We start from the raw sequence: 24,828 nt of genomic DNA, 5'->3' as shown, positions 1-24,828 counted from the left end.
CCGCCCTATTGTTCGGAGAGATTGCTCAAAGAATTTCTCGACGACACGTCGGCCCGCCGGCGTTGCCAGAACGGCCGATCGGCCCAGCGCGAAACGCTGCCGTAATGCTCGCCCAGTGTCGTCGCGTAGACCGCCGCTTCGCGCGCGACCCACGAATCGTAGCGACCGAGCGCGGCGGTGTCTCCGCGCGCAAGGCAGTCGCTGGCGGCATAGGCGGCAAACACGCCCGAGCGCATCGCCTTGACGACGCCATGGCCGGAGATCGGATCGAACGCGCTCGCGGCATCGCCGGCGCACAGGAAGCGGAAGCCTGTTGCCGTTGCAGCGGTTCGGCCGCCGGCAGGGATCAGGCGCGCTTGCTCGAATTGAACGCCCCTGCTCGCCACCGCCGCGACGAATTGCGTCTTCGCCAGCGCCGCGCGCCAGCCATCGGGCGTGTTCAATCTGAGGCCGCGGGCGAGATCGGAATCCGTCATGCAGGCAAAGGCGCGCCTGCCCTCGCCCAGCGCCAGCGTGTACCACCAGCCGTCCTCAAAGGCCTCGACAAGCAGTTCCGGCGCAGCCGGCCCTGATATCGTTGCTTCGGCATAGGCCGCAATCAGGCGGTCCTGCGCTCTCGCCCGAAAACCCTGGCGATCGGCGAGCGCGCGGGCGCGGCCCGTGGCATCGATGATCAATCGAGCCGAATGGCTGGTGCCGTCATCGCAGGCGACCGACCAGCCGTCCGCTTCGCGCGCGAGACGCGAGACCTTTGCATCGATGCGCTCGGCCGCACTACAGGCCTCCGTCGCGATCCAGCCATCGAACGCAGCGCGGTCGACGCGCCATGACGGCCCGCGCGCTTCGAGCAGCAATTCACTCGACGTCAGGCCTTCCCCATCCCACGAGGTTAGCGTGCGATGCGATGGCGCAAAGTCCTGTGCCAGAAAGGCGGGCCACAGACCGAGCTGGCGCAGCACCGGTTGCACCAGCGGCGACAAGACCTCACCTCGCCCCCGCCCGCGCCCCTCGATCCGCGCGATCACGGCCACGCGAAGCTCCGGCGCGCACATCGCAAGCGCGCGGGAAGCGGCAGTGCCGGCTGGACCTGCGCCTGCGATGACGATGTCGAACGCGGCCAAGTCAGTCGGCCCGAACAGCGTAGAAGGACGCCACCACGCCGGCCGGCGCGACGGTGCCCGGCGAGCCGCCGCTGTGCGGGATGGTGCGGATCACCGAGCCGACGATGGCCGGACGCTGGTCGACACCATTGGGCCAGGCCGGCACCAGCCCGCCCCAATAATCGTAGATCCATTCCTCACCGCTGACGACGCCGGTGCCCTGGAAGCGCACCTGCATCGGCGAGCCGTAGGCGCGCGATCCCTTCAGAGCGAGCGACCAGCCCGGGCCGCCGATCGTCCCGGCCAGGAGCTGCATCGGCGCTGCGACGATCTCGATCGTGCCGCGGCCGAATTCGAGATTGTTGAAGACCGTGTTGACGTCGGGATCGTTGAGCAGGCTGCGATAGGTCCAGCTTCCGACGAATGGATTGTCGCTCATGATGCCTCGCTTTTGGGATCGGCGGTTCGCTCGACGCTGATGTATTTGTAGGTGAGATCGTCGGCCGACTTGGCGCCGGGTTGGTAGGGATTGCGCACGATGAAGCCAAGCCTGGACCACTCGGTGACCATCTTGAGGTCACCGACCGGGATCTGCGGAATGCCGCGACTCCAGGTGGTCCAGACATAGCTGGGCTGGCCGTTGACGACGGACGCGATTTCGAACGACTGCAACGGCCGATGCGCGGGCCACCACAGGGTGGTCCAGGTCTTCTCGTCGCGGCTCAACCGCTCGTCATTGTCGCTATCAGGATAAAGGTTATTCCAGTCCGCGTAGGTGATGTTGATCGGCTGCGTGGTGCACTCGTTGAAATCGGACTGCCATGGCAGGCCCATGTACTTGGTGAGGTCGCCCGGCTGCAGGCCGGTCCCGAAATCATTGTCTTGGGCAAGCGGCGACTCGACATTGAAGGTCGGGTCGGCGATCACGCTGCCTCCAGACTGATTGGCCTGAGCTGCGCTCTGGAGAAAATCCGAGACGCTGCGATCGGCGTTGACGCGATACGGCGCCCAGTAGATCGACGGGTTGCGCATCACCCAGCCGAGCTCGCCGCCCGGACAAAATGCGCCGCCCAGCACATTGCTGAGCACGCCGCGGTCAAGCTCGCGGCCGGTCTTCGGCGACGTCTTCGGGTAAGGCTCGAAGGGTGAATAGCCCTTGGGCAACCACCCCTCCTCCTTCTCGTTGATGAACCAGCCCCGCGCCCACTGGCCGAGAATGAAGAGCTGGTACTCGGTGAGATGAAGAAATTTCGACGGCGTCTCGTTGGTCAGCGGATTATCCCCGCAGAGCAGCGGCATCAGCGGCAGCGAATGGACGCGCGACGACGCGCGGTCCTGCACCTGGAAAGAGTTCGCCTCGCCTGCCCGCCGCAACAGGCCGAACAGGAAACTGCGCATCGGTCCGTAGGGATCGTCGGCCTTGGCATGGTGCGTTGGACCGGCGACCGCCGCCACCGCCATGACCGCCTCGCCCTGGCTCGCGTCGCGCAGCGGCGCTTCCGACGGCGTCTCCGTCTCGGTCGGGCGCGTTCCACGCTTCGGTGTCTGCGAGAGCTTGTTGGGATCGAACGTGCCGCGCTGCGCCTGGTCGTGCGGATAGTTCGATTGCTGAAGTATGTCGTTCAGGTACCGAAACTCATCCGGCCGGAACAGGATCGGCCAGATGTCCCGATAGAACCAGGGCCGGTAGTTGCGATTCCATGCCAGGCGGCCGGCCTGCCAGTGACGCAGTGCCGCCTCGTCGCGAAACGGGATCTGCTGCGGATCGTCGTAGGTGCCGAGGATGCCGTAGATGCCGGTATCGGTGGCGAATTGGCGCACATAGAGATCGTACAGCACCTCGTCCATCGTGATCATGTCGAGGATCTGCGGCGCGAAGCGCGGATAGCCGACCACCACCCATGCCGGAAACTCGACGTCGACATAGCGGGTCTGGCTGACCTGCTTCGAATACATGATCAGCCGCGCCATCACCGGGCCGTCGGAGATGTCGTCGTACCAGCCGTCGGTGTTGGCGTAGTCCTCGATCTTGGGACCAAAGCTGCCGCTGACGTCCATGCCCGAATTGCCGTGGCCGCCGAGCACGACGAGCCGACCCTTGTTGTCGGTCATCATCTCGCCGAGCGTGTCGATGTCGAACGGCTGGAGCCCTTGGGGCGGAAACGTGGTGGCATAGCCGCCGGGACCGCCGGAGCGGTCGAAATGTGCGCGGCGGTTAGTGGTCGCATTCACGCTGCGGGGACCTGGATCGATGATGAGGAGGTCGCGGTCCTGGCCGGTGATGTCGGCATTGCGGCGCGCACTGCCGTCAGCGTAGCCGTGCTCGCCCTTGAGCTCGGTGAACGGGTACCAGGAGGCCTTCTTGTTGGCGACATAGACGCGCCACTGGATGTCGACCAGCACACCGTTATTGCCGCCGCCCTCTATCGCGTCGCCAAGCGCCAAAGGCCGGCCTTCGGGGGACTCGTCGTCATAGACGAAGATCTGAAAGCGCGCGGCCTGACGCTTGACGCGGCCGTGCGCGTCCTTGAACGTCTTGATCGGAACAGGCGTAACGCCGTCCGGGCCGTGCAAGGGATTGCCGAAGCTGTCGCAGGCGAGCGGCAGTGCCGCGGGCGTCTCCGGCGCAAGGTAGAATTCGCTGTCGCTGTTGCCCAGGCGCGCGATGCCGATGCCCGGATGGATTCGATACGTCGCCATGACTTCCCCGCCATCTTCTCAATCCAGGAAATTGATCGACACGCCTTCCAGCTTCAGAAGCTCCCTCTCCTCCTGATAGTCACCGCCGATCACGACGAGCGTGATCTGCAAGGGCCCCTTCTTCTTGAGCGCCTGCTTCGCGGCGGCCGTGACATCGATCCGGTGGTTGCGCGGCGTGTTGTGGCTGCGCCCGCGCTGATCGAAGCGCCGCGGCTGGGGTGGCGGGACATCGCAATGACCGGGACCGCCGTAGCAGGCGCCATGTCCAAAGATCGAGATGTAGCCTGCGTAATGCGGGTTGCCCCTGATCGGCGTCGAGGCGTCCGCGCCGGGCTCGTTCAGGAACGCGCGCACGAAACAGGAGCGCATCAATTGAGGCACCTGATGCAGGCGGATCTCCGCGCGTTTGAAGCTGCGCGCGGCCTGCGGCACGGCGATCGGCTGCGACACGAAGCGGCTGACCGTCGCCTCGAGCCCGACAGGCATGAAATGCGAGCTGCGGACATATTCGTAGCCGAACGGCGCGATGTCGAGCGTGTCGCGAATGGTGTAGTTCCACGGCGACAGCACGGAATCGAGATCAGCCGGCACCGCGTTCGGATTGAGCTTCTGCCACTCCCACCAGATGCGATCGATATTGACGTGGATCGGCCAGAACACAGGGTCGTAGGACGCGGTCAGATTGCTGAACATGTCGCCGAGGCCCGGCTGCGAATAGAGATCAGAGCGGGCATGGAAGCGACGCCCGCCGACCTGTGCGGCATCGTTGCGGCGTGTCGCGAGCGCCCGCAGATGAGTGGTCTCCGCGTCCGGATGCGCCCCCGTTGCGGTTGCGGTGGGAGCGCAGACATAGGCCGCCTGCCCGGCATCGGGATTCTGTCCGCCGGTCCAGATGTGCATGGTGTTGTGCGGATTCTGGTCGAGGAAACCGAACGCCGCGTCGTAGATGCTGCCGCCGCCGAAATCGCGGAAATTGTTGAGGCTCAGGATCTGGGCGATGTCGTCGGCCGAGGGATAGTGATAATTGATCGCCTCGTTGATGGTCTGGCCGTTGGGGTATTCGGCCGGATAGCGCAGGGGATACCAGAGCGAGTTCGACATCAGCAGCGCATCGATGAAGCGCTGGCGGTTGGCATTTTTGGGATCGGGCGTGACAGCCGCATAGCCGATCTTGGTGATCACGTCGCAGAAGAAGCCGTGCTGCGAGGTGAAGTACACGCGCTCATGCGCAAGCGCCAGGATCGCCTTCTTCTGTGCCGGCGTCGGCGCGGGATCGAGCGCGGCCACCAGCGTCTCGGCCGCCTCCTCCGTGAGATAGGCCTTCATCGAGGTCGGGATGATGCGGCCGTTCGCGGGATCGTCCGGCCGGTATTCCGGCATGGTGAAGTCCCAGTACGGCAGCATCAGCCCGGGTTCGAAATCCTGGAGGTTCTGCTCGAACTCGTAGAGATAGGCGCGGTGCCAGGGCAGGAAGCGCTCCCAGCCGTGCTGACAATGGTTTTGATGGACCAGCGCCTGGTTGTTGTAACTGCGCCGATCCTCGGGCCAGCGATTGAGCGCATAGAGCTGGCGAAAGCCGCGACGCAGGCGTTCGAGCTGCGGCTCGCTCATGCAATCGATGTTCATGCGCCGCCTGGGCTCGCCGACACCCGCGGCCGGTGAATAGCCGTCGGCGGCCTCCGCAAATTCAGCAATCTCGCTGACCTTCACCGTCGCGGTCTTCGCCGGCTTGCCGGGCGCGAGTTCCACCGCAACGCTGGTCGCATCGTCCGGGCAGCCGGCATCGATCCAGTCGGCGATGCGATCGATGTCCACGGGCGCAACCGCGCGGCCGCCCCAGGGCAGTGCCGGGAAGCGGCCGCCATCGAACGGCGCTTCGCCGCGCAATCCCTTGATCAATCCGGATGCGTCACTGCGCGCGTGCGGCGGAATGCAGCAGGCGTGGCCCTCCGGCGGCGGCGCAACCATCTTGATGCCGAAGATCTCGGCCGTCTCCAGCGCCGAGGCGCCCTTGTCCCAGAACCGTCCCGCACCGCCATAGTCTGCGGTGCTGTCGCCAGCGGCTTCATCCAGGATCGCCTTCACGCGCGCATAAGCGACGGTCAGTGCTTCGGTGTCCATTCGAGCCCCCGGGGCGATCGAGACGTAGAAGGCGGGGCGAGACTAATCACAACTTTTGGGTGATGTCATCTAAACACGCACCTTCGCGTCCGCGCGAACGAAGATTATTTTTCTCGGGTTGCGTGATCTATTTCATACGTCCGCCGTCCAAGGACGCGTTCCTTGCCGGATGGCGAGAGCGCGGACCAGGTTGGAGAGACAGAGGTCATATTATGAAGATTCCGTACTTCATCGCGTCCCTGTCTTGGTTGCTCCTGCTCACCCTCCAGTCAGACGCGCTCCTTGCCGCCACGGGTGCAGATCAGACTGCGCTGGAGCAGAACATCTCCAATTTCGTTGAGGGCATCCGAACGTCGGACCTCGCGAAGGTGAAGTCGGCAACGGCGCAAGGCTACCTGCCCGACGCTCAGCCCAAATACGCGATCCTTTCGCGATTGGGACAAGTGACGGACGTCGAGATTGGCGACGAGCGGCGTCTCTCGAAACAAACCATCGTCGAGGCGGAAGTGCGACATGCAGGCGGTATCTCTTCCTGGAACTTCAGTATCCAGGATGGCAGCCGGATTCTGGCCGCTGAGATGACGAGCGCCGATGTCTATGGCGCCAAGACGTCGACGGCGCCTGCGAAGAAAGGCAGTGGTTGGCATCACCGCCAATATTCCAGCGTCCGTCAAAACCGAACGGTGGTGCAGTCCTGTGAGCTGTCTCCGAGTTCCTGCAATCAGGATCCCCGCCTGGTCGAGTTCTTCTTTGCGACGGATCGCAACATCAAGATCACCAACAACGTCTCGACGCTCGACACCGATGCGCCGCGGTCGGGCATATTGAGCTATGGCGTCGCCGGCATCCGTATTCCGGAAGATCATGAGCCGGGCCAGATCGAGCTTCCGTCCGAGTGGCACTTCCTGAGCTTCGACTACAAATCGGCCACGGATGAAACCAAGCATTTCTCGATCAAGCGGCTCGCGACGACGTCGTACGACGACTGGAAAGAGCTGGTCAAAAGGCAAGCCGATCAATCGCAAAATCGTGCCCTCATTTTCGTGCACGGCTTCAATACGGGGTTTGAGGACGCGCTCTACCGAAACGCGCAGATCGTCTGGGACCTGCAATACCAGGGCGTGTCAGTGCTCTTCTCCTGGAGCTCGAAGGGAAAAGTGCGCGACTATAATTACGACCAGGACAGCGCTGACATCGCGCAAGCCGAGTTTGCCGAGCTGCTGACCAGGCTGCACGACAGCGGGATCGAGCATATCGACATCATCGTCCACAGCATGGGAAACCGCGTCGTGCTGCCGGCGCTGGATCAACTGGCGCAGCGGTCAAATCCCGTCAGGGTGCGGCAGCTGGTCATGGCTGCGCCCGATGTCGCCCGCGACAAGTTCATGATTCAACTTCCCCTGGCGCAGAAGATCGTTGAGGGGGCGACGCTGTACGCGTCGTCCGTCGATAAGGCCCTGATCGCATCGGCGGAGCTGAACGATTTCCCGAGAGCCGGGATGGTCTTCGCCAATGGCCTCGTTCTCCTCCCCAACCTGGACACGATCGACGTCACCGCAATCGGAGACGAGATCCTGGGATTGAACCATACGGTGTTCGCGACCAACCGCGCCGTCATGGACGATCTCAAGCTTCTCCTCATCAACGGGATGAAGCTGCCGCGCCTGTCCCAGGTGCGGAAGTTCCCGGAGCCGCCGCTGGCTTCGGCCTACTGGAAGTACCAGTGAGGCCGGGCTGCGCAAAAAGTTGAAAACAACCCCATGCACAGTAGCCGATGCGTTTGGGATCGCCAGCCCGTGCGTGCCGCAGGGCCGACTTGACACGTCGGGCAAAACAGGGGCATAATGCCATTATTCCGAAATCCATCGGCGCGTTGTTCCGAGCCTCCGGGGGATGACGGATTCGACGATCGCAGTCGGGACCCTCGACTGTCATCAATCGAAAGCGCGATCCGGTCAGCCTCCCTTGCGAGCAGTCCCTGACTGCGCTTCGCCAAGGCCGGGATTGATCGCCAGTGACGCGCCGGCGGCGCCGCCGGCTTCATAGGCTGTCATCGACACCATGCGGCCGCTGCTGCGCTGGTTCCGGAGATTGAGGCCGAGCTTGTCGAATTCTGCATCGACCACCGAGGTCTTGAGGACGACAAGTCCGCGGCCAGTGCTTGCGTTGACCTGATCGCGACTGGCCTTGATCGCCACCAGCCTGTGCGCGATTGAGGCCACCATCCCGAGCGCGAAGGAGGCATTGGCCAGATGCCGCTCCTGGTGCCGGAACCTGCTGTAGTCGACCGAGGTCTTGAAGCGGCCAAGCTCGGCGCGCACGGCGCCGTCGATCAATTCGGCCAGATAATGCGCGACCTCGACATCCGCAGCCAGACCGAAGAACACATAGCTGCTCTCGCCGGCCGCGTTCTTCTCGCGCCAGACCCGGCAATCGCAGAAATGAGCGATCGCGCCGATGCAGTCGTCCAGGGGAATTCGCTTCTTGCGATGGGTCTCATAGACCCTCCGTTCGCACGTCGACGCGCGCAGCTCGACGTCGGAGAGCGACAAATCGTGGCGATCCAGCAGTTCAGCGACCTTGGCGGCGGCAGACAGCGCCTCGTCCTCGGTGCAGCCATTGGCGATCGTTTTGGCGCGCAACGCCTGGATGCGGAGCTTCAGCTTGTCGAGCGCCGCCGGATTGAACGTCTGATCCACTCGTCACCTGCCCGGGAAAGCCCAACCGACGGGCCCTGGCCGTATAGACTGGCGGAGGGGGTGTCAACCAAAGGACGCCGCGGACCAATTTTGTCCGCAGTCGACCGCTATCTCAGTGAGATCGTGACCTGGCTGATATTGGCCGCAAGCTCGACGCCTGCCTTCGGGCCTTGGAGGACGATCGTCACACCCTTCTCGTTGCGGAGGTGGACACCGTTGATGCCGCCGACCAGCGCAAAGCCGCCGCCGACGGAGCTGTAGGTGCCGGCGAAGTCGTTGACCTCGCGGATATCCGAGGCCCAGCCGTCGAGACGGCCGATCGTGGCGCCAGCCGTGATGCCGAAGCTCAGACCGGTGATCCTGAACGGATAGGTTTTGCCGCGATAGGTCAGCACGCCGCGGCCGGCGCCACCGCCGACCAAGAGGCCGGCCTTGACGATCTTGACCCGGACCTGGCCGGCCGCTTGTGCAAAGGATGGCGTCGTCGGCGCGGCGAGCCCGAGCGCCAGCAAGACGACCGCGATCAGGCGAAACGCCTGCATACGAGCCGATACGCGCCGTTCAGGGTTTTGCGGCATCGACCTTCTTCCAGGTCTCATCGGGATCGAACAGCGTGGTGCGCTCGGCGATAAACTCCGTGCGCTTGCCGAGATCCTTCTGGTAGACGGTGCCGGCATGATTGACGAGGAAGGTCATCACGCCGGAATTGCCGTACTCGGCGGGCCAGGCGATCAGGGCGTAGCCACCGATCATCTTGCCCTTGACGACGTAGTTGAGCGCGCCGCCCTGCGCATCCCGGCCCTGCCCTTTGAGGATGTGGAAGTAGTAGCCGTGATAGGGCGCAGGCCCGGTATCGCCTGCGCGGTAGCCCTCCTTGGAGGCTTCGGCCACCAGCGCACCGAGCGGGCTCGGATCGCTGTCGTCGCGCCAGAACAGACCGTCCTTCTTGCCGGGCGAGGAGACGATGCGCTGGGCATAGACACCGGCGCCCTCGCCGCGATCCTTGTCGGCATATTCGTTCTGCGCGTCGGCATAGGCGAGCGCGGTCTGGATCGCGTCGAGCTCGTTGCGGCCGATGCGACGGCGCAGCACCTCGACGCGTCCCTCGTCGGTGTCGAATTCCCAGCCTGTCTTGGTGTTCACCAGCGGAATCGGAAACGGAAAATCGTCCGGGCCCAGCAACAGGGTCGCGGTCTTGTTGCCCTCCGCCTTGATGCCGTGCTTGACGTCGTACATCGAGGAGAAGCGCGCGCGGATGTCGACATCGGCGACTTCGTCGCCGGACGCGACGATGTCCTCGGCGGCCTTGCCGAGCACTTTCAGGATGTCGCCCGGTCCGCTCTTCACCGCGGCTGCGAGTGCTGCGGCCGCGTCCTCCGGAGTCTTGTAGGATTGCTGCGCCTGTGACGCGGAGCCGAGTAGCGCGAGCGCCATGAGGCCCGGAAGGACCGCGCGACGGAGCGATTTCAGAGGGGTCATGGCGTCACCTCCGCAGGGATCTTCGCGCCGCCGGCGAGCCAGTCGCGGTAGGTGCGGAAGGTCAGCCCGAGCTTGTCGTAATAGACGCGCAGATAACCGTCGCCGCCGCGCCTCACCGCATTGGGCATCACCTGCTCGACTTCCTGCGCCATCACACCGACATAGGCCTTGTCGCTACCGATGTAGCTGAACCGATAGTAGCCGAGACCGTTGCCGAGATGGCCGAGCAGGACGATGCCGTGCTTCAGTGCGATATCGGAACGCCGGCCTCCGCCGCCACCGCCGCGGCCGCCTCCTCCACCACCACCGCCACGGCCGCCGCCACCGCCGTGGAAACTAGCACCTCCACCGCCACGGCCTGCCATGCTCGGTCCGCCACCACCTCCACGCGGCGCGCTCGCCATGCTCGAACGCCCGCGTGCAGATGCCGCAGCCGCCGACCGGCCGGAGGAAACGTTCATCGCACCGCCGCGATTGCCGCCACCGCCACGGTTGGCGGCAGCACCGCCGCCGGCACGGTTCGCAGCCTTGGCGCGATCGCCACCGCCCTTGCCAGCATTTTTGGCCCGATCACCGCCGCCCTTGGCGCGATCACCAGCACCAGCCCGATCACCACCACCGGGCCGATCCCGCGTCCCCGCGCTCGGGCGATCGCCTGCACCCGGACGATCTCCGCGATTGCCTGCGCGATCACCGGCTCCGCCACGATCGCCCGCGCGGTCACCACGCGCTCCCTGATCCGGACGCAGCACCTGATTGCCGTCACGGCCACGGAAATCCATCCGGTCAGACGCGCCCGCTCTCACATTGGTGTTGCCGAAGCGGTTTTGAACGTTGGTGTTGTTGTAGCGCACACCCCCGCGATGCGCCGGATTGTGCTGCCAGCCGCCGCCGTTGATGTTGGTGGTGCGATGATTGACGTAGACGTTGCGGTTGCCCCAGTTGGCGCCACCGCCCCAGTAATTGCCCCAACGCCCGATCGCCCAGGCCGTACCGAACGCAAGGCCGGCCGCGACCACGCCCGCGCCGATGTAGGACGGATAGCCCCAGTAATATGGCGGATACTCCGCATAGGGCCAGCTGCCGTAGACCGTCGCCGGATCGTAATAGGGCACGTACATGGTCGAAGGATCGGCCTGCTGAATCACGACGACCTGCTTGCCCTCCTGGGACTGGACGCTGACCTTCTGCTGCTTGGTCGTGACCAGCTTCTTGTTGTCATAGGCCTTGTTGCGCAGGCGCTGAATCGCATCCATTACATCGGGCTGCTGCGCCAGAAAGGCGTCGCCGAGCTTCTCGGTCCATTCGAGCTTGTCGCTCATCATGGACAGGACATCACCCGTGCTCGCGAGTGCCTTGACGCTGTCGTCCCAGGCTTGCTTGTCGACCTCGGCCTTTAGCGCGTCACCTTTGAGGGTCTTGCGTTCCTTCAGCCAACGGTCGGCCTGCACCACTTCGAGCGGATAGGTCGAGGCCGCCAGCACGTTGACAAGAAGCTCGTCGGGATAAAGCGCGATTGGCGCGACCAGAGCCTCGAGCTGAGCGGGCTTCAGAAGTTCGGCGGTCGGCGCCGGTGGAGCTGCCGGTTGCGCCTGCGTGCTTGGGGCCGCTGGTGTAGTCGGAGCCGCAGGTGTGGTGGCCTGCGCCATCGCAGCGGCGGGAACAGCCACCACCAGCGCGAGCGCCATCAGGGTCTTGCCACAACGAAACATCGCCATCCTCCTCGGACATCCGACCGCGACCATCAGGCCGAGGCATGGACATTTATTGATCGAGATCAACGAAACGGCGCCCTTGCGCCGTTGCGGCAGCGCGTCATTCGATCAGTTCGGCGCCCAGCAGCAGCCGGTTCGGGACCGCCAGCCCGAGGGCTTGGGCCGTCTTCAAATTGATGACGAGCTCGAACCTGGTCGCGAATTGCACCGGCAGGGTCCGAATTTCGGCGCCGCGCAGGACGCGGTCCACATAGCCCGCGCCATCGCGAAACTGCTGGGTGAGATCGGCACCATAGGACATCAGCCCGCCGTTCGCCGCGTAGAAGCGCACCGCAAAAATCGCGGGCACGCGGCGCTGCGCCAGCAGTGCAATCGTCATCTGGCTCTGGGTCCCGAAGAAGCCGCCATCCGGCAGCACGACGAGACCGCCGCCGGTGCGCGCCGCATTCTCGATCACCGCCGCGATCTCAGCACCTGTGCGAACGCTGGCGCCGGCGACCTGAAGGCCGAGGCGGCTTTCCATCTGATGCGCGGCCTGAAGATAGAACGGGGCATAGGGCGATGATTCCGGATTGAACAGCAGCGCGGCATTGGTCATGCCGGGTGCCATGTCCTTCAGGAGGCTCAACCATTTTCCGCTCATCGAATGCTCATAGAGCGAGAAGCCGGTGAGATTGTTGGTCGGCCGCGCCAGGTTGACGACGAGGCCTGTCCCGATGGGATCTGAGAGCCCTACGAAGATGATCGGAATGGTTTGCGTCGCATCGCGCAGCGCTCGCGTGCTCGGCGTGCTGGTCGAGAAAAGCACGTCCGGCGCGCCAGCCACGAGGTCGCGCGCCTCGAACTCCTGCCGCGCCGGATTGGGACCCGGCCAGCGCACCTCCAGCCGGTAGTTCTGATTGGCGATCCAGCCGCGATCGGCGAGCCCTTGCCGGAACGCATCGACACGCATCTGCGCGCCGGGATCGCCCACGACATTACCGGTCAGCACACCCACAGACGGTAATCTGTCGGACGCTAGCCTGTCTTGCGCCCTTGCCAGGACCGGAAACGCAGCCGCCGCGCCGACCAGCGACATGAATTCTCGGCGTCTCATGCCACCCACCACTCCCAAACCCTGTCCGCGCCCGTCCCGATCATGACGCAATTGCAAAAGGAAACGGCGCTGGCGGCGCCGCAGGTTTGATCGAGATCAAGATACCGGCTGTCAGCGGATGATCGGCAACCGGATCGTGAACAGCGCGCCGCCCCATGGCTGGTTCTCGGCGGCGATCATGCCGTGATGGGCCTCGACGATGGTCCGCGCGATCGCAAGCCCCATACCCATGCCCTGCGGCTTGGTCGTGAAGAACGGATTAAAGACACTGCCGAGATCGGCGGAGGCGATCCCCGGACCGGTATCGGCGATCCTGATCTCGGCCTGGTTGCCGGCGCGCACGGTCGATACGCTGACCTCGCGCTTTTTCTTGTCGGCGTCCGAGACCGCATCCATCGCATTGATGATCAGGTTGAGCACGACCTGCTGAAGCTGCACGGGATCGCCCTTGACGTGCAGGTCGACGGAGGCAGGCATATAGGCCAGCGCGATACGGCGTCCGTCGGCGACGGCGGCCACCAGGCCGATCGCCTCCCGCACCGTGTCGTTGAGCTCGATATCCTTGACCTCAAACGGCGTCTTCCTCAAGACGCTGCGCAGCCTGCGGATCACCTCGCTCGCACGCTGGTCGTCGCGCCTGATGTCGGCGAGGATCTGGCGGACCTCGTCGATGTCGGGCGACGTCCCCTTGAGCAGGAGCTCCGCCGTCTCCGTGTTGGTCAGGATCGCGCCGAGTGGCTGGTTCAGCTCGTGCGCGATCGAGGTCGTCAGCTCGCCGACGGCCGAATAGCGGTTGGCATGGGCGAGCTCGGCAAGCCGCTGGCGCGATTCCACTTCGGCGACCTGGCGGCGGCGGCGTTCATGCAGCAACCCGCTGATCAGGCCGGCCTGCACCAGGATCACGGCGGCAATCAGCAACAATTGCCAGCGATAGGTCTCCCACGTGGTCGGATCGCGGAACATGATTTCGCTGCCGGCAGGCAAGCTGCTTTCGCTGATGGACCAGCGCTGCAATTCCCGCCAATCGTATCGCGGTGGTCCGAATTCGATCGTCTCATATTTGATGCTGGCCGGCTTTTCGCCGCCCAGGATACGCATGACCGCATCGACCGTCTTCCGGCTCGTATCCTTCGTCAGTTGCATCGGTCCGCCGACGGTGCTGCCGCCGAAGAACGGCTCCTGGTAGGAGAAGATCGGGGCATTGGCGACCGCGTGCAGGCTGCGCAAGGCGCTGTCGCCTTCGTAGACGATGCCGGCGGCATCGACCGACATCAGGCCCCAGAACAACACCGTGTTTGGCGGAAGCTTCGCGGCGCGCTTGAGGATCTCCTCGAATGCCAGGTCGGAGTACCAGACGAGACCGACGCGATCGCCGAGAGGCTTCAGCTCCCGCTTCACCTCGTCGATCCAGAACTTCTCGAGCGGCGATGCGCCGATCACCATGGCAACCGTCTTCGTGTCCGGCAGGACGCGGAGAATGTTGTCGAACGCGGCCATGAAATCGTTGCGGACGGACACGACGACATCGTTGTCGGTGAGATCGAAGCGGTTCACCAGCCGCTGCTCGACCACGGTCAGGACCGTCGGCGTATCTGGAAAGAGCTTGCCGCGGTATCGCTGCACGAAACGCGCCGCGGGCGCGCCGATGCTCAGCACGATGTCGGGGGGCGCCCCCTCGTAGAGCGAGTGCAGATAGTCGACGAAGGGCGCTTCCGGGCCCGGATTGTTGAAGCGCGCAGAGAGCAGCGTATGCTCCTGGACGTCGAGCGGCCAGATCGATTGCCGCTCGAGCTCGGCCTTGATGTCGCGTGCATATTCGCTCCACGGCCGGAATTCGCGGCCGAAGGAATGCAGCAGCAGCACGCGCTTGAGCTCGCCGCGCGGGCTGCGCTCGACGGCATCTGCCGGGCCGGAAAGAATGCAGGCGGCGAGCAGCAGGCCGAGCGCCAGCCACGCGGCCATGATTGGCCGCGATCCGACCGAAGCTATGGGCTCGCGGCCGCTCATCCACCTCCTCCGACGGCTTTCTCCGGCCGTTGCTGGTCACAATCCTAGCGGGAAGTGCACCACTTCAACAGGCCCGGAAAGCGGCCGGCCTCAACAGCGCGTCACCACCCGGCCATAGGCGTCGACGGCTTGCACGCAGGAAGGGCCGTAATACGCGCCTGCCGCGCCAGCCCCCGCACCGACAGCCACCGCACGGCGCGTTGTCCGCCGGGCGACGCCGGCATAGCTCATGGGCGTGAGCGGCCTTCCGACCCTGGCCTGGGCCTCGGGGAAGAAGCCGTTGCCGCCAACTCGACCCGTGCCATTCCAGCACAGCCCCGCAGCGAAGGCCGCGGCGGCGGCGGCGCACATGAAGACCGTTCGTGACTTGCTCATTTCTTGGCTCCTGTCGGTGTACCGGGGGGAAGCTCGTCGAAATCGGCCATCGCGATAGCATCGATGTCGATCTTGGCGGCGCCTGCGGGAGGCTTGAACACGAAAGTGTCCGCGTCGGCAAAGGCGTCGGTCTTCCAGTCCCTGATCCGCAGCGTGTATTGGGGCGCACCCGTGACCGTCTTGCTGGTGATCACGTATTTGCGCGGCACGGGCTTTGCGCCCGGCTCGATCCAGATCTGCCAGTCAGTCTCCGGCGTGCGAAATGCGAGATGCTCGCATTCGACGCCATCGATCACGCCTTGACCGATATGCTTGCCCTCGATGGTGGTGGCCATCAGTTCGTCAAACGCGTTGGACAGGATGAGGTCGGTGCCGGGCATGCCGAGTCCGGAATGGGACTGCATTCCCGCGATCATCTGATCCACCGTGCCCGGAGCGTCGGCCTGCATGTAGGATTTGGCGTCGTTGCCGTAGAGCGAGATAGTCTTGCCGTCATAGACGAGCTCAACGTCGGAATAGCCTCCGGTGCGCTTGACGCGCAGCTTGTCGGGCCGGCTCAGCTTGATCTGACCGGAGCTTGTGAATTGGATCTTCTGGAGTTCCGGCGTGATAATCTCAATGTCGCTCTCGAAGGATGCGGACAGCGTATTCTGGCTGCCGAGATAATCCGTCATCGACTTGAGGATCTTTGCCGGGTCGTCCGCACGAGCGGTGGTGGTTGCCGCGAGCAGCAGCGCGGCACCGACAACTGCGAACGTGCGAAGGCGTGTTTCTGATTTCATGCTCGTCCTCCCAAAAGAGAACGACATTCAGCTGCACCGGCGCGCGGCGTTGATTGACATGAATCAAGCCAAAGCAAGTTGCCGCTATTTCGCCGGGCAGCGGTGATAGCGGATTTCCATGTCCTCCATGCCCGGGAACAACCGCGCGATGCTGTTGGCATCGAGTTCCTTCAGGCTGAATTGCACGCTGGAGAGCATGATGTCGGTCGCGCAAGCCGCGACCAGGTTGACGTAGGGTCCATTGTCCTTCCTGGCCTTGATCCGGCAATGCGCGAACTTGCCGACGATCTGGTCGCCGTTGACGACGAAGCCGCCGCCATAGACGTCCGACATGTCGGTGAAGCCGACCCGCCCGCCCTGGTGCACGAACACTTTTGTGCAATTGTCGGCATCGCTCGCCCAAGCGCCGTCGAGATCGAGTGCCTCGGCACCGGCGGATATCGCGAGGAGCGAGCCGAGCAACAACGCGCCCGACGCGAACGACGTCCGTAACACGATCATGTTTCCATTCCTGTTCAGTGACCGCTCAGCACCAGTGTCTTGATTGGCAGCAGCAGCGCCTGGATCCGCAGCAGCAGCGCGTGCACGAGGCCGACGCCGTCCACGACATGCAGCGCAATGGCGCGGCTGGTCGGGGTGTCCTTCGCAGAGATTTCCTCGTGATTGCTGGTGTAGGCGTTGACGATACAGGCGCTGCCCGGCGTGACGCCTTCGAGCCCGCCCTTGTAGAGCGGCTCCAGGAACGCGAGAATCGTGCCGGGTTGGACGGCATTCTGGGCTTCAAGAAGTTGCTGTCCACCCTGGAACTGTCCGGCGGCGATGTAGTCCTGCACGGTCGTGACCACCATCGGGATGATCACCCAGGGTTTGGAAATGCAGGTCGCTTCCGCCACCATACCTTCTTTGATCACCCCCGCTTCGATCTGCCCGAAGCCGGCCTGAAGACCTCTCCGGCCCGCGCCGTCCGGAATCAACACGCCTGCCGGCCGCAACAGTTGATTGACGACATCGCCGACGCGAAGCAGGAATTGTTCGACACGGCCGTCGACGCCGGCGCGAACGATCGTCTGGTCCAGAAGCACCTGTGCCTCTGCCAGCGCGGCTTCGGCGCTGGCCTTCTCGGCTGGCAAGAGTGTGGAGACGCGCAGCACTGCCGATTCCTTGGACGCATTCGCGGAATCGACGCCGGACTGCCGCTGATCGACCAGCACCTGCAGCTTCTCGATGTCACGTTGGGGCACGATGCCGGGATTGCGTCGCTGCAATTCGCTTTTCACGTCCAGTTCGTCCTTGGCTTGCTGCAAGGACGCTTTCGCCTCCCCGACCTGGGCATCTGCCTTGACCACGTCGGCCCGTGCCGAAATCAGCGACGCGTCCACTTCGGCGCTCTTTCGCTTGGCAGTCTCCAGTGCAGCCTCCTGCTTCATACTGTCGAGCTTGAACAGAACGTCACCTTTCTTCACCGCCGCGCTGAAGCCGACATTGACCTCGGCAACGCGACCGGCGACGCCTACGGGCATGATCGGCACGGTGCGGAAATAGAGCGTCGCCGACTCCGCGGTGGGATGGAAATAGAAGATCATGGTGATCAGCGAGACCGTCAGCATCAGGCAGCCGGTGATGCCCCAGCGCAGCTCGTACCAGACGGAGTAGAACGTGATCTCCTTGCCAAACCGCTTGCCCTGGGCATAGCGGCGGTAGAGGTAGTCCGGCACGATCGTCAGCAGGGAGCAGAACATCAGCTCAAACATGATTGTGCTCCCTTCCCTTGGCCGGACCGGTTTGTTGTGGCGGCAGCGGGCCGGGTAGATCAGCCTCGCTCACAGCCCCCGGTGTCGCGTCCGCGATCTTCTCCACGGAATCGGCGATGCTGCGCATTGGCGTGCCGAAATCGGGAAGATCGATCAGGGCCAACAGCAGGCCCGCGACCCAGAAGACATGCATGTGCGTGAAGAGCGAGATCAGGCCGAGCACGGCGACGAACTCGAATTGCAGCTTCTGCGACTTGTGCGCCATCCGTTCGGGAAGGCTGTGCAGTTTCCAATAGAGCGTGCCGACCCAGAGCACGGTGCCGATCAGGAAGATTCCCATCACCACCATCAGCGTATCAGTCCCGCTGCCCGGCGCGAGATAGAACGGCAGATGATGGGGGGCCATCGGATGAAGCTGGTCGTTCAAAAATCTCTCCCGGTCAAACGTGCTCTAGCGGCACTGTGTAAAGACAGCTTGTCGCTTTGCTTGATTTGAATCAAGAGAATGCTCCCTGCCCGACCTAGCGTTTCCTGCACAGAGATTGCACCATCATCAGGAGCCGCAGCCATGCCCGGCCTCGACGATCTCATCCCCAGCGCCGCCGAAATTCGAAAAGAGGCCGCGCTCAAGGAGGCCGAAAAGGCCGAGGAATATGTCCGTCTCGCCGCGGCCGCCGACGCCGAGAAGCGCGCGCTGATCGAGCGCCTCGGCAAGCCCTCCGGCAAGAGCGAGGAGGAGAAGGTCAAGCTCGCCTCGACCATCATCCAGCGTGCAGTGCGAAACGGCCTGACGGAAGTGCTGGTCTATCGCTTCCCCAACTCGCTCTGCACCGACAAGGGACGCGCCATCAACCAGATGGAAAAGGGCTGGGAGACCACGCTGACCGGAGTCCCCAAGGAGATCTTCCAGCTTTGGACCGATTATCTGAAACCGCGCGGTTACCGGATCGCCTATCAGATCATCGATTTCCCGGGCGGCCTGCCCGGCGATATCGGCGTGACCATTTCCTGGGATGATTGAACGCAGCAGCGAAAGGACAGGCATGGCCAAGGATGCGCCCGCGGAGCGAATGAAGCGGAAGGACTACGAGAAGGAGCTGGAGAAGCTCCAGGTCGAGCTGTGTCACCTCCAGGAATGGGTGAAAGCCGAGAAACTGAAGATCATCATCATTTTCGAGGGGCGCGATGCTGCCGGCAAGGGCGGCACCATCAAGGCGCTGACCGAAAAGGTGAGCCCACGCGTATTCCGCGTCTGCGCCCTGCCCGCGCCATCCGACCGGCAAAAATCCCAGATGTTCCTCCAGCGCTATATCGAGCAATTCCCGGCCGGCGGTGAAATCGTGATCTTCGACCGCAGCTGGTACAACCGCGCCGGCGTCGAGTACGTCATGGGCTTCTGCTCGCCCGCCGAGCACAAGCGTTTCCTGGAATTGTGCCCGCAGGTCGAGAAATTCGCCGTCGAGGCGGGCATCCTCCTGATCAAGCTGTGGCTCGAGGTTGGGATGGAGGAGCAGGAACTCCGCTTCAAGGCGCGCATCGAGGATCCGCTGCGGCAGTGGAAACTGAGCCCGATGGACACCGAATCGTTCGGGCGCTGGTACGATTATTCGCGCGCACGCGACATGATGTTCGAGGCGACCGACACGAAACATGCGCCATGGCGGCTGATCCGTTCCGACGACAAGCGGCGAGCACGGCTCAACGTCATCTCGCACATCCTCAAAACGATCCCTTACAAGAAGATCGCGCGCGCGAAGGTCAAGCTGCCGAAGCGATCGCACAAGGGCCGCTACAAGGATCAAGCAAGCCTGCGCGGGTTGAAGTTCGTCGAAGAGAGATACTGAAGCAAATCAGGCCGCGCCGGGAGCGCGGCCTGATCGTGGTGCTCACTTCAACCGGATCGTGACGCCGCCAACCGCAGCAGACAGTTCCGCGCCGACCTTCGGCCCGCTGAGCTGCAGGATCACGCCATTGCCGTTCTGCAATTGAACCGCGCCGGCGCCGGCGGCAACCGCGCCCCCTGCTCCGCCTGCCGCATAGGACCCTTCGATGGACTGCGGCCCGCGAAGATTGAGCGCGCGACCGACCAGCTTGGTCGTAGACGCGCCGATCGTGAAGCCGACGCTCATGCCTGAGACGGTGAATGGATATTTGTGGCCCCGATACAGCAGGACACCCTCGCCGCCGCCGACACCGACGATGAAGCCGCCCTTCGTGAAGACGACCGCGACCTGGCCGGTCTCCGCACGTGAGGGCGTGCTGAAGCCGGCGGCGAGCGCTAGCGTGGCAGCTAGAGCGACGTACTTGGTAAATCTTCTCATGACCGTTTCCCCTTGAACAGTGACGTCGATCTATTGTGCCAAAATCATTGCAAAGTAGCCGAACACGGTAAGCAGGATGCCCGACACGGCATAGCCAACCGGGAATCCGATCCAGGGCACTGAACTCTGGATCTCCACCGCAGCCTCTCGGCACGGACCGGAATGCGACCGCGCCCCGGCAACGCCGCCCATCAGCACGGCCGGATTGATCTTGAAGACATGAAAACCGATCGCCCAGACGATGAACGGCGGGATCGTGCAGGCGATAAAGCCGGCGACGAATATCTTCAAGGCCACGGCACCCGTGAGCTGAGCCAGTAGCCCAGCGCCAGCGTTGACGCCGACGATCGCAACGAAGACCACGAGGCCGAGGTCTTCCAGCACGTTGCGCGCCGCATTCGGCGTGTTGCCGAAGAACCGCAGCCGCGACACGGCCGAGGACACGATCACGCCGGACAGCAGCAGACCGCCGGCATTGCCGAGGCCAATCTTGGCGCCGAAGGCCGGGAATTCGATCATGCCGATCAGGAAGCCGAGGATCATGCCAGCCGCCAGCGTCAGCAGATCGGTCGAGGTGTTGGTGCGCGCGATGCGGCCCCACATCTCGCCGAGTTCGTTGACGGCCGACTTCAGGCCGACAACCGTGATGATGTCCATCCGCTGCAGTTCGGTCTTGAGACCGGCTGGAATCTGCACGCCGCCACGTTCGACCTTGCCGATCTGCAACTGACCGGCAATCGCCTGCTCGCGGAAGGATTCAAAGGTACGTCCGACCATCTCCTTGTTGGTGACGAGAATCTCGGCCTGATCCAGGGGAACGCCGAGGGCCTTGGCGTCGGCAATTTCGGGACCGATCAAGCCCATCTTGTCGGTGAGATGCTCGGTCGAGCCACCGAGTGCGATGACGTCGCCCTTCAGGAGGACGAGGTCGGGATCGGCCCCGACCGACTCGCCACCACGCAACACGTTCGCGATGCGATATTCGGGATGGGCCTGGCGGAAGCCCGCAATGCTCATCCCGACCTGGGCGGGATTCTCCAGCCGATACGCCCGCAACCCAAACTGCCGATAGCCGGTGAGGCCACCGCCTTCGAGGTCCTTGACGCCGAATTCCTGCTCATACTGCTTCGCCGCTGCCTTGGCGTCGACGCCCCACCAGCGCGGCAGGTACTTGCAGATCAGGATGATGCCGACGGTGCCCCAGATGTAGGTGATGCCGTAGGACAAGGCGATCATGCCGGACGCATCCTCGGGCTTCATGCCCGCAGGCAGCTTGACGACGCCGGATGTCACCGCCTGCTCGGCCGAGCCGATCGCGGCTGACATGGTCTGCGAGCCCGCCAGCATGCCGCCGGCGGCGCCGGGCGGAAGTGAGAAGAGCTTTGCGAAAATGACGACAAGCGCCAGGCCAAGCACGCTCGACACCAGCGCCAGAATGCAGAACTTGAGACCGTCGCCCTTCAGGCTGTTGATGAAGGACGGGCCGACGCGCAAGCCGACGCCGTACATGAAGAGATAGTAGAACAGGCTCTTGGCAAAATTGTTCAGCTCCAGCTTTACGCCATAGGTCGAGGCCCAGACCGAGAGGCCTGCGCCGACCACGATGGCGCCGGCGACCATGCCGAGACCGTAGCCCTTGATGCTGGCCCGCCCGATCCAGACAGCGAGCCCGACCACAAAGAACAACAGCAGAAATGGATTCTGCTGCAAGAACGTGAAAAACCACTGCATTATTCGTCCCCCTTATGACGCGGCTTTCAACTTTGCCGTAGCACCGGGCTTTGGCCGGCCGATCTTCGCCAAGGCTTCGGTGCGTACGAGCTTCAAACCTTCCTTGGCGTCGTAGCCGTGGATCTCCTTCACATCGAGTTTGCGCATGAAGTCGATGGTTTCCTGGGTGATGACCTGGCCTGGCACCATGATCGGGAAGCCCGGCGGATACGGGATCACGAAACTGGCGGAGACCAGCTCAGGCCCGGCCTTCAGGCGACGGTCGATCTCGGGATCGCCGAGGGGGATATATTCGCAGCCTGCCGCGTCATAGGCCGTGTAGAATCCGCTGCGGATGTCGCCCTCGTTGGTCTTGGCACCGGCATCGCCGCGGAAGCTCGGGTGGAAATGCGAGAAGTTCGGCAGGTCGGGGACATCCTTCATCAGGCTCGTCACCCGTGCCTCGAACGTCTTCTTCGCATTGGCGCCGCCGTGAACAAGCCCGCGGTCGACTTCACCGGCGATCTCGGCCAGCACCCGGATCAGATGCGCGACGTCGCTGCGGGTGTTGTTGATGTTGGACTGGATGAGGACAGAGTTGCGCGAGGTCTTGTTGACCTGGATGCTGTACGCGTTGGCCAGCATGCCCTTGAACTGGGTGCCGTCGAAGCCCGCCGTGCCGCACACCAAAGTCATCCGGGTCGGATCAAGGCAGAACTCGTCGTCGTCCAGGCTCTTCAGGGTATTGGCCCAGTTCACGCCGGGCGCCAGATAGTCGGTAAAGCCGCTCTGGCGGTATTGTGCGGGCACCATGCCGTCTGCGCCGACAATGCGGAAATATTTCGAGATGAGAGGATTGCTGTTGACCGCTTTGCGGATGGCGAGCGCGATCTCGATCGCATTAGCCACGAGGCCATAGCCTTCGAGCTCCATCTGGCGCCGCGAGATATCGAGGCTGGCGATGAGCTGCTGGTTCGGACTGGTCGAAGCGTGGGTGAAGACCGCTTCCTTGAACTGCTGCTCGACGGTATGAAATTCGACATCCTTGACCGACAGCATCGAGCCTTGCCGGAGAGCAGACATCGACTTGTGCGTCGAATTGGTCTGGTAGACGCGCAAGCGAATCTGGCGCGGATCGGGAATGAGCCGGGTCTTGAGCAGCACTTCGTCCGAAGGGTTCTTGCCGAGCTCGGCCTGCTGTTTCTCATAGGCCGCGACCGATTTCGGATCGTGCATCCAGGCCTCGATCTCGTTGGCCGCGCCCAAACCGGTGCGCCGTCGCAGGAACGGCGAGAAGCGTGCAAAGCCGAACCAGGCTTCGTCCCACAGGAAGATCAGGTCGGGCTTGATGGCGAGACATTCCTCCATCACCCGGCGGGTGTTGTAGATGTGGCCATCGAAGGTGCAGTTGGTGAGGTCGAGCATCTTGACGCGGTCGAGCCGACCGTCGGCCTTGGCGCTCAGCAGCGCCTGCTTGATCGTCTTCAGCGGCACGGCGCCGTACATCGAATATTCCGTCATCGGGAAGGCTTCGACATAGAGCGGCTGCGCGCCGGCCAGCACCATGCCGTAATGGTGCGACTTGTGACAGTTGCGGTCGACGATCGCGATGTCGCCCGGCCCGAGCAGCGCCTGCACCGCCATCTTGTTCGAGGTCGAGGTGCCATTGGTGACGAAGAAGACGCGATCGGCGCCGAGCGCGCGCGCCGCCTTGTCCTGTGCCTTCTTGATGGTGCCGGTCGGCTCGAGCAGGCTGTCCAGGCCACCGGTGGTCGCGCTGCTTTCGGCCAGGAACAGGTTCAGGCCGTAGAACTCGCCCATGTCGCGGATCCAGTCCGACTTGAAGATGGATTTTCCGCGGGCGATCGGCAGCGCGTGGAAGGTCCCGATCGGCCGCTGCGCATACTTCTTGAGATTGTCGAAGAACGGCGTCTCGTAGCGGTCCTGCACGCCCTCGAGGATCGATAGATGCAGCTCGAGCAGCTCTTCGATGGAGTAGAAAATGCGGCGGGCGACATTGGCCTCGGGATTCCCGGCCATCTCCTCCACGTCCCGATTGGACATCAAATAGAGGTCGAGTTCAGGGCGGACCCGTTTGATGATATGGGCGAGCCCGAGCGCGGACGCGTCGGTTTCATCATTCAGACCGGCCGTTGACGTCATGGTCCGCAGGACAGGCGCATCATGACGTGAGCGCAGGCCAAAGCCTTCGTTGATCACGACCGCCGCGAGATTGGGGTTCAGGAGCGTGGCGCAGAACGCGTCTTCCATACTTCCCACGAAAACCGGCTCATAGACGAACTGATCCGCCGGCCGCCGCAGCTTGCGCCATTCGGCCGCAAGCGACGGCCAATTGTTGGATGACACGCCGGTGACGATCAGGGTCTCGAAATAAGGACGGTGCGCCTGCGAACCGGATGTCGGCACCAGCAGATCAGAGGCATCGCCATTGCCCTCATCCTTGTCGTTGGCGTCGCCGGCATGTTGGCGGAAGGACTTGGTTTGAAGGGCCTGCGTAATCCGAGTCGATAAAGCGAACGAGCCGGCTGCGTCGCCCGCCGTGGCGGCTTCCCGCAGCGCCGCCATCAATTGCAAGCCAGGATAGCCGTGAAACTCTTCCGTCACGGAGAGGTCGGCCAACGCCGTATCGTATTTCGCGCGGTCTCCCCCCCTCGCCCACGTCTTCGCCGCCTCCACCAGATCGCGCCAGTCGTCCGCTCGCCCCCCGGGCCCGGAAAAGAACTGGTCGATGCGCTTCTGCGCCGGCTTGGCGTCCTTGGACATGCTTCGTCTCCCGATTCCTGGGCAAGTGTTGGGCAAGTGCGATGGCAAATCGTGGGGGCCGCCCCGAACGCTCCATTGATCCAAGTCAACGGTCGCGCGATTTGACTCGGCGGATACTCGCGCTGGGTGCCCCCTCCGCAATGCAGCAGGACGTCGGTGATCGATTGAAGAGTACTCTGGATACCAGC

Annotated in this window: 21 protein-coding genes; 3 read left to right on the top strand and 18 right to left on the bottom strand. The window is 63.5% G+C overall.

Annotation, left to right across the window (positions count from 1 at the left end):
* Positions 1 to 5: 5 nt before the first annotated feature.
* From BMW89_RS27960 to BMW89_RS27945, 4 genes are read right to left on the bottom strand one after another with little or no spacing between them, the layout of a single operon-like run.
* Positions 6 to 1,121, bottom strand: coding sequence for an NAD(P)/FAD-dependent oxidoreductase (locus BMW89_RS27960; protein ID WP_244547703.1), 1,116 nt, complete (start codon positions 1,119 to 1,121; stop codon positions 6 to 8).
* A gap of 1 nt (position 1,122) precedes the next feature.
* On the bottom strand, positions 1,123 to 1,539 hold the full coding sequence (locus BMW89_RS27955) for a hypothetical protein (RefSeq protein ID WP_092031145.1): 417 nt from the start codon (positions 1,537 to 1,539) through the stop codon (positions 1,123 to 1,125).
* A complete protein-coding gene (locus BMW89_RS27950) occupies positions 1,536 to 3,800 on the bottom strand; it encodes a LodA/GoxA family CTQ-dependent oxidase (RefSeq protein WP_092031144.1) in 2,265 nt (754 codons plus the stop codon). The genes BMW89_RS27955 and BMW89_RS27950 overlap by 4 nt, the downstream gene beginning before the upstream one ends.
* An 18-nt stretch (positions 3,801 to 3,818) precedes the next feature.
* A complete protein-coding gene (locus BMW89_RS27945; RefSeq protein ID WP_092031142.1) occupies positions 3,819 to 5,921 on the bottom strand; it encodes a tyrosinase family protein in 2,103 nt (700 codons plus the stop codon).
* Positions 5,922 to 6,133: 212 nt separating this feature from the next.
* Between BMW89_RS27945 and BMW89_RS27940 the strand changes: the two genes are divergently transcribed.
* On the top strand, positions 6,134 to 7,648 hold the full coding sequence (locus BMW89_RS27940; RefSeq protein ID WP_177196364.1) for an alpha/beta hydrolase: 1,515 nt from the start codon (positions 6,134 to 6,136) through the stop codon (positions 7,646 to 7,648).
* Positions 7,649 to 7,876: 228 nt separating this feature from the next.
* On the opposite strand, the gene BMW89_RS27935 is transcribed toward BMW89_RS27940, so the two are convergent.
* The 11 genes from BMW89_RS27935 to BMW89_RS27885 form a co-directional block, all read right to left on the bottom strand.
* Complete coding sequence (locus tag BMW89_RS27935) at positions 7,877 to 8,620, bottom strand: DUF7168 domain-containing protein (RefSeq protein ID WP_092031138.1); 744 nt, start codon at positions 8,618 to 8,620, stop codon at positions 7,877 to 7,879.
* 107 nt (positions 8,621 to 8,727) lie between these two features.
* Positions 8,728 to 9,198 (bottom strand): hypothetical protein, encoded by a 471-nt coding sequence (locus BMW89_RS27930; RefSeq protein WP_092031135.1) that lies wholly within the window; start codon positions 9,196 to 9,198, stop codon positions 8,728 to 8,730.
* On the bottom strand, positions 9,182 to 10,099 hold the full coding sequence (locus BMW89_RS27925) for a DUF2950 domain-containing protein (protein ID WP_092031132.1): 918 nt from the start codon (positions 10,097 to 10,099) through the stop codon (positions 9,182 to 9,184). Before BMW89_RS27925 ends, BMW89_RS27930 begins: the two co-directional genes overlap by 17 nt.
* Positions 10,096 to 11,811 (bottom strand): DUF3300 domain-containing protein, encoded by a 1,716-nt coding sequence (locus BMW89_RS27920; protein ID WP_092031128.1) that lies wholly within the window; start codon positions 11,809 to 11,811, stop codon positions 10,096 to 10,098. The genes BMW89_RS27925 and BMW89_RS27920 overlap by 4 nt, the downstream gene beginning before the upstream one ends.
* A 103-nt stretch (positions 11,812 to 11,914) precedes the next feature.
* Entirely contained in the window at positions 11,915 to 12,910 is a 996-nt protein-coding gene (locus BMW89_RS27915; RefSeq protein WP_092031126.1) for an ABC transporter substrate-binding protein, read from the bottom strand.
* 111 nt (positions 12,911 to 13,021) lie between these two features.
* Positions 13,022 to 14,917 (bottom strand): sensor histidine kinase, encoded by a 1,896-nt coding sequence (locus BMW89_RS27910; RefSeq protein WP_092031123.1) that lies wholly within the window; start codon positions 14,915 to 14,917, stop codon positions 13,022 to 13,024.
* Between the two features lie 90 nt (positions 14,918 to 15,007).
* Positions 15,008 to 15,292, bottom strand: coding sequence for a hypothetical protein (locus BMW89_RS27905; protein WP_092031120.1), 285 nt, complete (start codon positions 15,290 to 15,292; stop codon positions 15,008 to 15,010).
* Positions 15,289 to 16,074 carry a DUF2092 domain-containing protein gene (locus BMW89_RS27900; RefSeq protein ID WP_092031117.1) on the bottom strand — a complete coding sequence of 262 codons (786 nt, stop codon included), beginning with the start codon at positions 16,072 to 16,074 and terminating at the stop codon, positions 15,289 to 15,291. Before BMW89_RS27900 ends, BMW89_RS27905 begins: the two co-directional genes overlap by 4 nt.
* An 84-nt stretch (positions 16,075 to 16,158) precedes the next feature.
* On the bottom strand, positions 16,159 to 16,575 hold the full coding sequence (locus tag BMW89_RS27895) for a hypothetical protein (RefSeq protein ID WP_092031114.1): 417 nt from the start codon (positions 16,573 to 16,575) through the stop codon (positions 16,159 to 16,161).
* 14 nt (positions 16,576 to 16,589) lie between these two features.
* Complete coding sequence (locus BMW89_RS27890) at positions 16,590 to 17,825, bottom strand: HlyD family secretion protein (protein WP_092031112.1); 1,236 nt, start codon at positions 17,823 to 17,825, stop codon at positions 16,590 to 16,592.
* Complete coding sequence (locus BMW89_RS27885) at positions 17,818 to 18,231, bottom strand: hypothetical protein (protein ID WP_092031654.1); 414 nt, start codon at positions 18,229 to 18,231, stop codon at positions 17,818 to 17,820. Before BMW89_RS27885 ends, BMW89_RS27890 begins: the two co-directional genes overlap by 8 nt.
* Positions 18,232 to 18,393: 162 nt before the next feature.
* Here BMW89_RS27885 and BMW89_RS27880 point away from each other — a divergent pair, with 162 nt between their 5' ends.
* The gene (locus BMW89_RS27880) at positions 18,394 to 18,846 is read left to right on the top strand and encodes a hypothetical protein (RefSeq protein WP_092031109.1); all 453 of its coding nucleotides are present in this window, start codon (positions 18,394 to 18,396) and stop codon (positions 18,844 to 18,846) included.
* 22 nt (positions 18,847 to 18,868) lie between these two features.
* Positions 18,869 to 19,669, top strand: a complete 801-nt coding sequence (gene ppk2, locus BMW89_RS27875) for a polyphosphate kinase 2 (RefSeq protein ID WP_092031107.1) — start codon at positions 18,869 to 18,871, stop codon at positions 19,667 to 19,669.
* 42 nt (positions 19,670 to 19,711) lie between these two features.
* On the opposite strand, the gene BMW89_RS27870 is transcribed toward ppk2, so the two are convergent.
* From BMW89_RS27870 to BMW89_RS27860, 3 genes are read right to left on the bottom strand one after another with little or no spacing between them, the layout of a single operon-like run.
* Positions 19,712 to 20,146 carry a hypothetical protein gene (locus BMW89_RS27870; protein WP_092031104.1) on the bottom strand — a complete coding sequence of 145 codons (435 nt, stop codon included), beginning with the start codon at positions 20,144 to 20,146 and terminating at the stop codon, positions 19,712 to 19,714.
* 30 nt (positions 20,147 to 20,176) lie between these two features.
* Positions 20,177 to 21,877 carry an aspartate:alanine exchanger family transporter gene (locus tag BMW89_RS27865; protein WP_092031101.1) on the bottom strand — a complete coding sequence of 567 codons (1,701 nt, stop codon included), beginning with the start codon at positions 21,875 to 21,877 and terminating at the stop codon, positions 20,177 to 20,179.
* A 12-nt stretch (positions 21,878 to 21,889) separates the two neighbouring features.
* Positions 21,890 to 24,640: a decarboxylase gene (locus BMW89_RS27860; RefSeq protein WP_177196363.1), complete on the bottom strand. Its 2,751-nt coding sequence runs from the start codon at positions 24,638 to 24,640 to the stop codon at positions 21,890 to 21,892.
* Positions 24,641 to 24,828 lie beyond the last annotated feature (188 nt).

It is taken from the genome of Bradyrhizobium sp. OK095, assembly GCF_900109945.1.
Lineage (GTDB): Bacteria > Pseudomonadota > Alphaproteobacteria > Rhizobiales > Xanthobacteraceae > Bradyrhizobium.
Note: the sequence above shows the minus strand (reverse complement) of the source record. Positions and strands in the feature narration are given on the sequence as shown.

Bases quoted from the DNA above. Each gene is read 5' to 3' on its own strand.
- BMW89_RS27955 (WP_092031145.1), bottom strand. From the start codon at position 1,539: ATGAGCGACAATCCATTCGTCGGAAGCTGGACCTATCGCAGCCTGCTC.
- BMW89_RS27950 (WP_092031144.1), bottom strand. From the start codon at position 3,800: ATGGCGACGTATCGAATCCATCCGGGCATCGGCATCGCGCGCCTGGGC.
- BMW89_RS27945 (WP_092031142.1), bottom strand. From the start codon at position 5,921: ATGGACACCGAAGCACTGACCGTCGCTTATGCGCGCGTGAAGGCGATC.
- BMW89_RS27940 (WP_177196364.1), top strand. From the start codon at position 6,134: ATGAAGATTCCGTACTTCATCGCGTCCCTGTCTTGGTTGCTCCTGCTC.
- BMW89_RS27930 (WP_092031135.1), bottom strand. From the start codon at position 9,198: ATGCCGCAAAACCCTGAACGGCGCGTATCGGCTCGTATGCAGGCGTTT.
- BMW89_RS27925 (WP_092031132.1), bottom strand. From the start codon at position 10,099: ATGACCCCTCTGAAATCGCTCCGTCGCGCGGTCCTTCCGGGCCTCATG.
- BMW89_RS27920 (WP_092031128.1), bottom strand. From the start codon at position 11,811: ATGTTTCGTTGTGGCAAGACCCTGATGGCGCTCGCGCTGGTGGTGGCT.
- BMW89_RS27915 (WP_092031126.1), bottom strand. From the start codon at position 12,910: ATGAGACGCCGAGAATTCATGTCGCTGGTCGGCGCGGCGGCTGCGTTT.
- BMW89_RS27910 (WP_092031123.1), bottom strand. From the start codon at position 14,917: ATGAGCGGCCGCGAGCCCATAGCTTCGGTCGGATCGCGGCCAATCATG.
- BMW89_RS27905 (WP_092031120.1), bottom strand. From the start codon at position 15,292: ATGAGCAAGTCACGAACGGTCTTCATGTGCGCCGCCGCCGCCGCGGCC.
- BMW89_RS27900 (WP_092031117.1), bottom strand. From the start codon at position 16,074: ATGAAATCAGAAACACGCCTTCGCACGTTCGCAGTTGTCGGTGCCGCG.
- BMW89_RS27895 (WP_092031114.1), bottom strand. From the start codon at position 16,575: ATGATCGTGTTACGGACGTCGTTCGCGTCGGGCGCGTTGTTGCTCGGC.
- BMW89_RS27890 (WP_092031112.1), bottom strand. From the start codon at position 17,825: ATGTTTGAGCTGATGTTCTGCTCCCTGCTGACGATCGTGCCGGACTAC.
- BMW89_RS27885 (WP_092031654.1), bottom strand. From the start codon at position 18,231: ATGGCCCCCCATCATCTGCCGTTCTATCTCGCGCCGGGCAGCGGGACT.
- BMW89_RS27880 (WP_092031109.1), top strand. From the start codon at position 18,394: ATGCCCGGCCTCGACGATCTCATCCCCAGCGCCGCCGAAATTCGAAAA.
- ppk2 (WP_092031107.1), top strand. From the start codon at position 18,869: ATGGCCAAGGATGCGCCCGCGGAGCGAATGAAGCGGAAGGACTACGAG.
- BMW89_RS27870 (WP_092031104.1), bottom strand. From the start codon at position 20,146: ATGAGAAGATTTACCAAGTACGTCGCTCTAGCTGCCACGCTAGCGCTC.
- BMW89_RS27865 (WP_092031101.1), bottom strand. From the start codon at position 21,877: ATGCAGTGGTTTTTCACGTTCTTGCAGCAGAATCCATTTCTGCTGTTG.
- BMW89_RS27860 (WP_177196363.1), bottom strand. From the start codon at position 24,640: ATGTCCAAGGACGCCAAGCCGGCGCAGAAGCGCATCGACCAGTTCTTT.